The sequence below is a fragment of the Paraprevotella clara YIT 11840 genome (assembly GCF_000233955.1).
GTDB classification, from domain to species: domain Bacteria; phylum Bacteroidota; class Bacteroidia; order Bacteroidales; family Bacteroidaceae; genus Paraprevotella; species Paraprevotella clara.
In genome coordinates this window covers 68,613-81,363 of sequence record NZ_JH376591.1, presented here as the reverse complement: position 1 = coordinate 81,363, position 12,751 = coordinate 68,613, and the positions used below count along the sequence as shown (strand labels likewise).

The 12,751-nt window shown below is 43.7% G+C and carries 7 protein-coding genes; 3 read left to right on the top strand and 4 right to left on the bottom strand.

From position 1 onward, the window contains the following. Position 1: 1 nt before the first annotated feature. Both HMPREF9441_RS03700 and HMPREF9441_RS03695 read left to right on the top strand, forming a co-directional pair. Entirely contained in the window at positions 2-1,360 is a 1,359-nt protein-coding gene (locus HMPREF9441_RS03700) for a DUF4302 domain-containing protein (RefSeq protein ID WP_008618192.1), read from the top strand. An 8-nt stretch (positions 1,361-1,368) separates the two neighbouring features. Then, positions 1,369-2,403: a BACON domain-containing protein gene (locus HMPREF9441_RS03695; protein WP_244949597.1), complete on the top strand. Its 1,035-nt coding sequence runs from the start codon at positions 1,369-1,371 to the stop codon at positions 2,401-2,403. A gap of 90 nt (positions 2,404-2,493) precedes the next feature. Here the strand turns inward: HMPREF9441_RS03695 and HMPREF9441_RS03690 are convergent, their stop codons facing one another. The 4 genes from HMPREF9441_RS03690 to rpsO form a co-directional block, all read right to left on the bottom strand. Next, entirely contained in the window at positions 2,494-4,275 is a 1,782-nt protein-coding gene (locus HMPREF9441_RS03690) for a M6 family metalloprotease domain-containing protein (RefSeq protein WP_008618190.1), read from the bottom strand. 157 nt (positions 4,276-4,432) lie between these two features. Then, on the bottom strand, positions 4,433-7,516 hold the full coding sequence (locus tag HMPREF9441_RS03685) for a hypothetical protein (protein WP_008618188.1): 3,084 nt from the start codon (positions 7,514-7,516) through the stop codon (positions 4,433-4,435). 337 nt (positions 7,517-7,853) lie between these two features. Beyond that, a complete protein-coding gene (locus HMPREF9441_RS03680; protein ID WP_008618186.1) occupies positions 7,854-10,394 on the bottom strand; it encodes a YfhO family protein in 2,541 nt (846 codons plus the stop codon). 109 nt (positions 10,395-10,503) lie between these two features. Then, positions 10,504-10,773: a 30S ribosomal protein S15 gene (gene rpsO, locus HMPREF9441_RS03675; protein ID WP_008618178.1), complete on the bottom strand. Its 270-nt coding sequence runs from the start codon at positions 10,771-10,773 to the stop codon at positions 10,504-10,506. 153 nt (positions 10,774-10,926) lie between these two features. Here rpsO and typA point away from each other — a divergent pair, with 153 nt between their 5' ends. Further along, complete coding sequence (typA, locus tag HMPREF9441_RS03670; RefSeq protein WP_008618176.1) at positions 10,927-12,729, top strand: translational GTPase TypA; 1,803 nt, start codon at positions 10,927-10,929, stop codon at positions 12,727-12,729. Positions 12,730-12,751: the final 22 nt, after the last annotated feature.

Below are 12,751 nucleotides of genomic sequence, written 5' to 3'. Positions count from 1 at the left end.
AATGAAAAGATTTAGCATATTGAGTATAGTGGGCTTACTCACCCTTTCGTTGCAATCTTGTTTCTTCAGCGAAGATGACATCTTCGAAGAATCTTCAAATCAACGTATCGAGTCTGCCTTGTCAGAATATCAAACCTTATTAACCGGCGCCTCCAACGGTTGGAAGCTGGAATACTATCCGGGCGGAGAAAATCATGATATAGGAGGGGTTGTACTCCTACTCCGTTTCGAAGGAGAGAACGTAACTATAATGTCCGACAAATCGGTAAAAGGAATGGACGACCCTGATTCTATCCGGGCCGGTGAACAGGTCACATCCAAATTCTCTCTTTTGGCCGATCAAAGCACAGTTCTGTCATTCAGTACCTACAATTCGTTGATTCATTACTGGTCGGAACCTAAAGGCGTTCTTGACGCAGATGGATACGAAGGTGATTTCGAGTTCGTCATTACTGCAGCCACACAAAATGACATTACGCTTAAAGGCAAAAAACACGGTGCTGTGATGCACATGATTCGCATAGCTGATAATGCAGATTGGAATACTTATATATCCAATTGCAACCTCATCCGCAACGAAAGTGCGGAATATGCAACGTTGGTCGGTTTCCGGAATGGCAGCACTGTTATCCCCTCGGCTTATTCTCAAGAAAATGTAATTACGTTCAGCGAGACGGATGCAAACGGTAAAATCAACAAGCGCAAAGTCTCTTTCGCTTATACGGACAAAGGTATACGGCTTTATGCCCCAACAACGGTAAACGGCATAACTTGCGACGAATTCATCTGGAACAACGCAGACAAGTCGTTTACTAGTACCGAAGACACCAATATCCAACTAAAATATGTCCAGCCGACAGATTACATACCCATAGAGTTTTATACCGAACATCAATGGGATTTATCTTACACCTATAACTTCGGGCGAAAAGACACTACCGAAACCGTTACTTTCAGTCGTGTAGGACAAAGCGATACACTACAAACTAAAGTTACATGCGGTGGACTTCAGATCAAACTAAATGCTTTATATAACCATATTACAGGCATGATTGAGTTCCGGACCCAGTATCTGACAGAGGTCGTCCTCACCCTAGAAACAGGAGAATCTATTAATTCTTTCCTGCATTTGTGCCCTTGGAACGATGAAGCCGGTACGATGTATTTGATAGAAAAAGCCGGTATCGTTAGTACAACCACACAAATGGAACCACGAATACTTTCATTTACAGATAACGGACGTACATCTGGTTCAGACTTGAACGGTTTTGTCTTCTATGCTTTCAAGGGAGAAAACCGCGACAGCGAGAAGATAGGCGTATTAGAAACCTACAATAACATCATTCTTACTCAAAAATGACATTTACAATGAAGAAATACATTGCATATTTGCTCATTCCGGTAGCCTGTTTGACAGGTACCGGATGTAGCAACGATGACGAAACAGAAGCTTTCACAGTAATCAAATCTGAAGTCATCTTCCGTGCGACCCCATCCACCGGTTACATCGTAGTATCAAACTCTGGCGACTTTACCGCTGAATCTTCAGCAACTTGGTGTACAACCGAATGCCGAAATGACAGTGTAATCATCAACGCTTCTATCAACAAGAATCTGGAGGGCCGTACTGCCGTCATTACTATCACTTCTGCTAAGGGCGGAGTACAAAAAGTTCCAGTAACGCAATACGGTGCTTATTTCCGGGTAGACAACAACAACGTCTTATATGCCACCGATGAAGAAGTAACTCTGTCTTATACCGTAGAATCAGCCTTTAATTATCATGTGACTCCCTCAGCACAATGGATTAGTTACACATTCACAGACAAAGGTATCAACTTCATTCTGGCTCCTAATACTACGGGACAACCCCGCCGTGCCTATGCAACAATCTATTGCGAAGAAATGGACAAACAATACAAGGTTGAACTGCGCCAATACGATATTGATGACTTCATAGGACAATGGACGGCAACTTACCTCAATCGACGAGGCGAAACAGTAAGTCAACCCATTAATATTACACGAAATGGAAATCAGGTCAGCCTGACTGGATTATATGAAGGAGTGACCATTAATGCTAACACAGACGGACAGACATTCAGTATCCCGACCCATCAGGATTTAGGTACACATGCACTAAACGGTGCCTCTTACCGCTTCTATCTTTTCGGAATGAATGAAGATAAAACTATTTATAGTTCTGAAAATGAAGATAAAATATTGAATTATACATGTACTCCAGATTGGAATGAAGAAGAAGCATTTGTATGCAGATTCGAAGGAGACAGTACTTTTACAGACGGCAAGATAATGAAAGGCATTGCTTTTACCGCTTATACCTTATCCGGAGAGAAAAAGGGAACAGTGGAACAGTTCTATGATCTTAATCTGAAACGCTAAACTATTTCTGTACTTCGAAAAAAATAATATAATAAATCCCGTGCAGTATAGACTGTACGGGATTCATTTGTATTCTGATACTGTGATTTGTTATCTTTCGACAATAATCTTTCTCATTTCGCCATGTACATCCCGCTGTAAATAAATTCCAGGAATCTCAGGCTTCTCTGTTCCCAACCATACTCCATCCAGACGATAATATCCCTCCGAAACGGTTGCAGTATTCTTCGCGGCGACAACACCTGTCAAAATATTATCCTCACTTCCTCCCATAAAATCAAATGATACCGTACCTTTTGCCCGATCGTATGAAATATGAGTCAATGGTTTTTGCAAACCCAAGAAACCCACTTGAACCGTAGCTGCCGGTGTAGAAGAATCTGTAAATTCATCGTTTCCGTTAGGGGAAGGATAAGTATCCCCCGCCAAACTTGAATAATACTTATCTTCATTTACACCAGTTATCAAAGTCGTCAAATCATTATCTGCTCCAACAATCGACACTCGGGGAGGATTCGTATTGTTTACCGTATTATTATACCAAGGCTCCATAGACCTCAAAAAAACATAACTAATCAACAAACCGTGTCCAAAAGCTCCTTTATTCCACCCGCTTTCATCTATTGTCTCCACTATGTAATATTCGGAACTCTCTACATTATTTACTATTTTCAATCCAGTCCCTCCGCGATCCGTACTCTTCCAGTCTTTTACCGTCGTAGCCTCCGTCAATTCTATCGGTGTAATCCAACCCATATAAGCCTTTTCCAACGCACGATAGCCAATAGGCCTGAAGCTATCATCGGTATACGACCCATAATCCATCAACGACCAGGATTCCATTGTGAACACCGAAGAAGACTGCCCATCAGTACGATAAAAGTCCGGCAATCCCAAACAATGACTGAACTCATGGCAAAAGGTTCCGAATCCTTCCACTTTTCCTCTCATCATCTCACTGCTGCATGAATATTGATTAAACTTTACTCCATCTGCTTCCGGAAGTTCCAATCCCCGATTCTCAATTTGGAAAGTATGAGGCCAAATTAAATCTGTCTGCATGGGAAGCGCATGCTGGCCTTCTCCTGCATAAATCACATAAACAGCATCCACCAAACCGTCTTTGTCATTATCGAACACAGACCAATCGGATATTTCGTCTGTCGCCACAGCCTTTTGTATCGCCTCTACAATCATCTGACCGACATTTGCATCTTGACCATTCACATCTGTTCCATACACAGCATACCCTGATTCCAAGGTAACCGGACCAATCACAACAAAATTAGGAGTAAACTTTCCTAAGCTCTGATCTACAAAATACTGATAAGCAGATCCTTTTCCAACTTCCACCTCTTCTTGGGTAGCTGGACGACACAAACGCTCTTCATATCCGGTTTTAGGGTCTGTCTCTGTTAATTTGGTATCGGCAAACTGTACTAATATCACCGGAATCGAAGGAGCCCCCGTATGTGTTGTCATCTCTCCGATACGTTGTTGTGCATTTGATTGATTCCGAATTTCAAAGGCACGAGTATGTATCTTTTCCTGCTCATCTTTCGGATAATTCTTCAGAAATTCCCTTTCTTCCACCTCGCGGCTTAAAGGGTCGTGCGCTATGATTCTCGTCGGCAACGCACTCTTACCATCCGCTCCCCATAAGGTATACACATAGTTTCCTGCCTCATCCTTTATAACCCGAAAACCATCTGTAGTCTCAAAATAAGAAAACCATTCGTCTCCGCGCGGATTCAATGTCAATATCGTACCATCAGCCTGTTGTACCTGAAAAGGTTCCGGCCAAACCGGAATAGCCTGCAATGTCCCGGACAAGGACAAAGCTAAATACATCGAACATAAAAACTTCTTCATAAGATATTTTTTAGCAATAAGTAATTTATTTCTATTAACAAAGACACAACAATTTTCCGAATCTCACTGTGAAAGAATAGAAAAGGAGAAAACAGACGTTCGCCTCTTCTCTCCCTTTCCATATTTACAATGATTTTCTTAAATCGTCGGCTTTAGATTATTTTACCATCATCTTCTTACCGTTCACAATGTACAAACCTTTCTTCAGATTCTTCACGTCTTTGGCATCGCTCGACTTTAAGATAAATTTACCGTCTACAGTATAAACGACTACTCCCTTAGACTCAGTACCAATCGAATGAATACCACTGGCATTAATCGAATAAGTAAACGTCATTTCGTCCGAATTTTCATAGTTTTCACCCAAATAGAAGAATCCTTCAGGAATAACCAACTTATATGTACCTTTCTCTGTCACCTCTTGATCCAATTTAATTGTCACACCAGTATAAGGATCCCAAGGACCGGCACCTTCGGGTAACAACAATTCGCAATCCTCACCCGTTGCCGAAGCTACCACCTCATTCTGAGCATTCAATAATTGAATTGTACCCATACTCGGCACATCTATACCTGATTCACATTCGATAGTAATTTCTTTCAGGCTTTCTACCGTAGAGTTATTCTCTGGCGTAACCGTTATCTTAATCGGCTGGTCGATAGTATACAGCACACTTGTTTCTTTACTGTTTACATTAGACATACCTGTTCCCAATATAAAGTAGTTGGCAGGAATGTGCAAACGATAATTACCGTTATCTGTAATTTCAGTATCCAATGTTAATTTCATTTCCACAGGAACATAGAAGTAATTATCCTCTTGGTCCTCCGGTATAATAGGTTCGATACTCGTTACCGTTGCAACCGGCTCACGTCCGTTCTTATACAAAATGATCTTTTCGGCCGCCATATAAGATTCGCTGATACCACCTTGAAATATCACCTCACCATTGTCGTCCATGATATCTTTACATCCTACTATGATCTCTTTCAAACTTTCCACTTTAGAACCGCTTTCCGGACTCACTTGCAAATCTGGTATACCAATCGTACAATCATAGGCAAAATTCAAATAACTTGTCGCATCTTTACCGGCATTACCTTCAACTAACATTCCGTCTTTATCCACCGGCATAAAGCTCATAGACAATCGAGGCATCATACCCATTTCCATTAATTTTTCCAAGGATGCCTTTACCGTCCATTCCGTACCGTCTTCATTCGACTCGATACTTTCAAATGGATAATTCATTCCCTGACCGTATACTACAAAAGCATTTTCATGATTCAATACTACAGGACCGTCAAAAGTCAACGTAAATTCATTCTGGCTTACGTCTGAAATTACAGTATAATCAGGATCCGGCGTTATTCCTACAAACTTAACCGGACTAAACTTAAATTCCGGAGTTGTACCAGTGTAAGTCACAGTCATAACACCAAGAGCATCTGCACCGTGCTGATAATCGCTCTCCGAAGCATAAGCATTGAAAGTAACTTTATAAGTATGCCCTTCAAAGAAAGTCACACTACGAATTATTTCTGTCCGGAAAGAAACTTTTCCCTCAACCGTCTCTTTCTTCATCGATGTCATCGTCTTAACACAAGCCTGATCAGGATCCTTCGGGTTCTGGTCATCTATTCTAAACCATACATATCCTACACGATCATTCATATTGGTAGACAATTCCAGAAACGAACCAGCTTCTAAAGCCGCGATAGCTGCTCCATCAGCAGGAGACACAGATTCTATCTCAAGCCCTGCCATACTCTTTCCTGACGTTTTATATATTATCGTAAAATCTTCTGAATAATCCGCACCATCGGCCGCTTTCAAATTATTCAAAGAAACTACGACATCTGAATTCTCATCCGCCGCTTTATTCGGCACCGGAATCGTCAATAGTACACCATCTCCGTCTGGAGAGTCTTTTTTCGTAATCTGGCTGATGGGTACAAATACCGTCTCAGGTTTTCCATTCACGCTATAAGTGAAATCTACACCCTCATAAGTAAACGAATCGTCTTCCCGAATCCAAAGTTCTATTGTCGGATAATCATCCAAAGATGTGCCTTCATCTGGTGTAAACTGACGAGCGATATCAAACTCAACAGCTTCTATTGTATAATTAAAAGCATACGAACCTGTGGTACCCTGAGAGGTAGACATGGCATAATTTCCTTCCGCGTCCCTCACATTGCTAACCTTTAAGGAAATGGTTTTATACTGTTCCCACACATCAGCACTGGCATTCGGTAACATATCAGATGGCAAACGACGTTTTCCACGGAGGTCTACAATCAACTGAGTATCTTTCACCTTCACCGGAAGACTTTCCGTATAGACATTTGAACCTTCTATATCGCCATAGAATAATTTTGCCGTAGCATCTTCGCCCATCGAACGGTTGAAAGTCAAAGTAACCAACCCCCTTTCATCAGTAGGCAGGTAATAAGACAGGAAATTCATCTCTTCGGGTGAGTTCGCAACGCTAACCAGCTCGGCAGGCAACGCTCCTGCAATATATTTCACCGTCAGCACGCCATTACCATTGTATTTGTCGCTCTCGTCATTGGCATTACATAATCCAGTTACAGTCAAAACGACTTCATCTCCGGCTTTTACATTACCCTCCTTCAACCATTTATACAACACATCTTTAATGGAAACGGTGAAACCATAATCATGCGTCGAAGCGGTCAAGTTTCCGATTACCGACCCGGAAGACAATGTGCAATTTCCTACTTTTACCATTCTATTGAAAGTGAAGCCTAAGAGGGTATCAATAGAAAGATTCAATGTCGTTCCCTCTTCTTTGGAGAGCGAAAGTAATTCAAGTGGAGTTGCTTTTTCTCCGAAAGTAACGGTCAGTTCTCCTTTACTTAAACCTCGAGTCAAGAAATAATAAGTCTTACCTGACTCAACCTTCACTTCTACAAGTTTTCCCTCATTAACATACTGAGGGGTAGAAGGCAATTCCGTTTCAAAAGTGTTATCTGTATACTGACGACAAAAGTCTCCACCGGTTTGATACAATGATAATTGTCCGTTAGCCGTGGCTACATAAGTAAGATAATAACTGTTGAAAGCTTCAAATTCATACGTCTTACCATTTTCAATGGTTAAATGTAAATCTTCACCAACGGCCCATGACTGAACCGTAGTCCAACAAAAACACATAAGAAGAAAACAAAGCCTATTCAGGCCTCCCTTCCATTTCGTGTAAAGTTTCTCTCTCATACGATCAATTTTAAAATGAATATATTAATAAATTAACTCTTTTCTTTAATCTTGCAAGCTTTTCAGGATTAAAATTATCCTTGAACTGAGTTGCAAAATTATATTTAAATTTTATAAAAACAAAAGAATATGCAGTTTTTTGCTTAAGATGATGTATATTCAGTATAAATATACAATTTATAATCTTGGATATTTCACAAACATGCAGAATTGCAATAATACACATAAAAATATAGCAGGGCACCCAATATAACATTCAGCATTTGTCTATTCACAAGTCGGGCCTGCGAAATATTGGTTTCGCAGGCCCGACCGATAGAAATTATACCCACCGAAGTTAAACTTCGCGATGCTCCCGTCTACGGTTACGCACTATGGCACATCCGGCCAAGCCCAAAAACACCAGCATCAATACCACTAACGACACATTAGCTACTGTCTCTGTCACATGCAGACTCTTCGGATCGAATTTGAAATCCACCGTATGTTTCCCGGGACCGACTTTGATGGCACGCAAGATGTAATCGGCACAAGCTATTTCTACAGGCTGACCGTCTACCGTAGCCTGCCAACCGGGATAATAAATTTCCGAGAATACAACGACTCCGCCGTTTGGTGAATTGACTTCATACGTCAAAGCATTAGCATCGTAAGCAGTCAATTTCACCGTTGACAGTGAGTCTACCGGCTGTCGGCCTTCCGTCCCCCCCAATACATCTTTATATTTTTCAGCCACCAAAGCCGTTTCTTTCGGATTCACCTGATGCAAGCCTAAAATCTCCTCGTCTGCATTGGCTACATAACGCACGTCTTTTACAAACCACCCGTTACCGTAAGCATGGGGGTTAGGCACCGGGAAAGTCTCTCCGCCTTCTTGCCCCATTATGGCATATTTTACATTAAGCATATTCAACACCGGAAAGATCGTATCGCCGTCCACCCGAGTCAAATCGCCCTGCGTAGCTGCGGCAGCACGGGCAAAGCGTCCCATTTCCGGAGCGATATGTTCTTCTATCATCTCCTGATAACGCCGAAGTTTGGCTGCATGATAACCTCCGATACTCTTATGATAATAAGATGTTCTGTTTTCGTTGAACGGGCTTCCCGCCAAATTCATCACACGATAATACTTATCCGGGTCTTGCAGAATCATTTCATCGGTCTGGGTCTTAGCCACCGTATTCACCGTCTGTAGCGGTTCGCTGAACATTCCGTCGTTCAGATAACGCTTATCCACTTGCCACAAATCAAACAGACAAAGCACAAACACGGCACAAACCAACACTCCTCCACCGATTTTCCGAGCATTATAAGCCAACAACAACAACAGCCCTATCGCCACGATGATGAAACTGCGCCAAGAATCGGCCACAACCACCGCCTTACGCATATCATGCAAATTACCGAGGATACCGCCCAACATATCCTGTGGAATATAGCCTTTTCCTGCCGCATCCTGTAACATCGCCATCTCGGACGACGAAATATAGTTTCCGAAAAAGACATCGGGCATCAAAGCAAACAGCAATGCAAAGCCACCGGTCAGGGCAAAGCTTATATACACATATTTCAACTTGGCTTTCAATACTTCCGGTTGTTCCAAAACCGTTTTCAATCCCAGCATGGCCAACAACGGAATCGTAAACTCTGCCACCACCAATATGGACGCCACGGCACGGAACTTGTCATACATCGGAACATAGTCGAGAAAGAAATCCGTAAGTCCCATGAAATTACGCCCCCACGACAACATAACGGAAAAGACGGTAAGCACCAACAGGCACCATTTCATCGGTCCTTTCACCACGAACAAACTCAAGACAAACAGCATCAGTACGAAGGCGCCTACATACACCGGCCCACTCGTTCCCGGCTGTTCGCCCCAATATTGAGTCAGAGCCTGATAGACTGGCGTGTACTGCGGATTAGCTTTCTCCATAGCTTTCTCACTGGCAGTCAATGGTAAAGAAGCCCCTCCCTTTACATTGGGCACAAGCAACGACCATGTCTCCCCGATACCGTAGCTCCACTGCGTGATGTAATCGCGCTCCAGTCCGTCTTTCGTCTGGTTTCCGGGATTCTGTTTGTTCTTGTACGTCAATTCGCTCTTTCCCCGCATGCTTTCCTTACTATATTGGTAAGTATGATAAAGATTGGACGAATTGATGGACACTCCGATGAGACCGGCCACAATCAACATTCCGGTAGCCTTACACCAACCGGCCAATTTCTTTTCCTTCACAGCCCGAATCAGATAAGCCAAAGCCATCAATCCCATTACCGGCAAGAAGTAGTAACTCATCTGCACATGGTTGGACATGATTTGCAAAGCCAGGAAGAAAGCCGTTACTACCCCACCCCACAAATATTTACCACGGTAACATAACACCAAACCGGCTATCGTGGGCGGAATGTAAGCTAAAGCCATGACTTTCCAAATATGCCCGGCACCTATTATAATAAAGAAGTAAGAAGAAAAGGCCCACAGCACAGCGCCCAACGCCGCCATCCAAACCTTGAAATCGAATGCACGAAGCAAGATGTAGAAGCCCAGCAGCATGACGAAGACATACATAACCACACCGGTCATACCCAACTGGTAGATTTTCTGTAATCCCACCAACGTGTCGATAGAATCATAACTCGGCGCCATCTGATAAGTAGGCATTCCTGAAAACAGAGCATTCGTCCAACGGGTGCGTTCTCCCGTGCGTTTCTGATATTCTTGCATCTCTACTCCCGCACCGATACCTCCGCTATGATCATGTCCCGTAAGAACCAGTCCCTCGGTCACCGGCTGGAAAAAATACAAAAAGCCTATCGCGATGAACAACACCACGGCCAACGCATCCGGCAAATAATTCTTTATTTTATTCATGTCTGATATAATAATATAAAATTTAAACTCTGGTTTGCGTGCAAAAATAATAAAAAAAAACCGCCTCCCTATCAGGAAGGCGGTTAAATCTTCAGTGCGGACCGCGAAATTACTTACGCAAGCCCAAAGCCTTGACGATGGCACGATATCTTTCGATATCACGGTCTTTCAGGTAGTTCAACAAAGCGCGACGCTTACCTACCATCATAGTCAAAGCTCTTTCAGTACTATAATCTTTACGGTTCTGCTTCATGTGCTCCGTCAAGTGGGAAATACGGTATGAAAACAATGCAATCTGGCTCTCTGCAGAACCAGTATCAGTGTTAGACTTCCCGTACTGTCCAAAGATTTCTTGCTTTTTAGCTGAGTCTAAATACATAAAATCAAGTTTTTAAAACCATTAATACTCTTAGCGGTTGCAAAGGTACTACATTTTCCTTTCACACCAAAAGTTTTTCCTCTTTTTTTGCCCCTACTCCGCACTTTTCCAATTATTTGTAGTAACTTTGTCCCGTTATTTTAGGTAAAAAGTATGCAGAACATTAGAAACATTGCTATTATTGCCCACGTAGACCATGGAAAGACTACGTTGGTGGACAAGATGCTGCTGGCGGGCAACCTGTTCCGCGAAAATCAGCAGACCGGTGAATTGATGCTGGATAACAACGAACTGGAGCGCGAACGCGGTATCACCATTCTATCCAAGAATGTTTCCATTAATTATAAAGGTACGAAAATCAATATTATCGACACACCGGGACACTCCGACTTCGGCGGCGAAGTGGAACGTGTGCTGAATATGGCCGACGGCTGTATCCTATTAGTAGACGCATTCGAAGGCCCGATGCCTCAGACGCGTTTTGTGTTGCAAAAAGCACTCGAAATAGGTCTGAAGCCCATCGTGGTCATCAACAAAGTGGATAAACCGAACTGCCGTCCCGAAGAAGTGTACGAAATGGTGTTCGACCTCATGTGCGATCTGGACGCGACAGAAGAACAGCTCGATTTCCCCGTGATATACGGGTCGGCTAAAAACAACTGGATGGGCGAGGATTGGAAAACACCGACCGGCGACATCCTCTACCTGCTCGACCAGATTGTAGAGCATATCCCGGCTCCCCAACAATTAGAAGGAACACCGCAGATGCTCATCACCTCGTTGGATTATTCTAACTATACCGGACGTATCGCTGTGGGACGCGTACATCGCGGCACCCTGAAAGAGGGCATGAACATCACCATCTGCCACCGCGACGGTAGTCGGGAGAAAACCAAAATCAAAGAACTGCATACTTTTACCGGTATGGGACGCCAAAGAACAGCCGAAGTTTCTTCGGGAGACATCTGCGCCATCGTCGGTTTGGAAAACTTTGAAATCGGCGATACCCTCTGCGATTATGAAAACCCGGAGCCGTTGCCGACCATTACCATCGACGAACCGACCATGAGTATGCTCTTCACCATCAACGACTCGCCGTTCTTCGGAAAAGAAGGCAAGTTCTGCACCAGCCGCCACATCAACGAACGATTGGAAAAAGAATTGGAAAAGAACCTCGCCTTACGTGTCTCCATGCCAGACGGATACACCGACCGTTGGATCGTGGCAGGACGCGGTGTGCTCCATCTTTCGGTGCTCATCGAAACCATGCGCCGCGAAGGATATGAATTGCAAGTAGGACAACCCCAAGTCATCTACAAGGAAATAGACGGACAGCGTTGCGAACCGATTGAAGAGCTGACCATCAACGTACCCGAAGAGTTCTCCAGCAAGATGATCGATATGGTGACGCGCCGCAAAGGCGAAATGACCTCTATGGAGACACGGGGTGACCGCGTAGACATCGAATTCGACATTCCTTCGCGTGGTATCATCGGTCTACGTACCAATGTACTCACGGCCAGTCAGGGCGAAGCCATCATGGCCCACCGCTTTAAAGAGTACCAACCTTATAAAGGCGACATCAGCCGCCGAAGCAACGGAGTAATGATTGCTCTCGAAAGCGGAACGGCTTTCGCCTACGCCATCAATAACCTGCAAGACCGAGGCAAATTCTTCATCGAACCGCAGGATGCGGTCTACGCCGGGCAAATCGTAGGAGAACATATCCACGAAAACGACTTGGTGGTGAACGTTACCAAGAGCAAACAGTTGACCAACATGCGTGCCTCCGGCTCCGATGAGAAGGCCCGTATCGTTCCGGCCACCATCCTCTCGTTGGAGGAAGCCTTGGAATATATTCGCGAAGACGAGTACGTGGAAGTAACGCCCAAAAGTATGCGCATGCGTAAAATTATTCTCGACCATACGGAACGTAAGCGCGCCAACCGCGACTAAAAAACAAGACCGGACCTCTTCC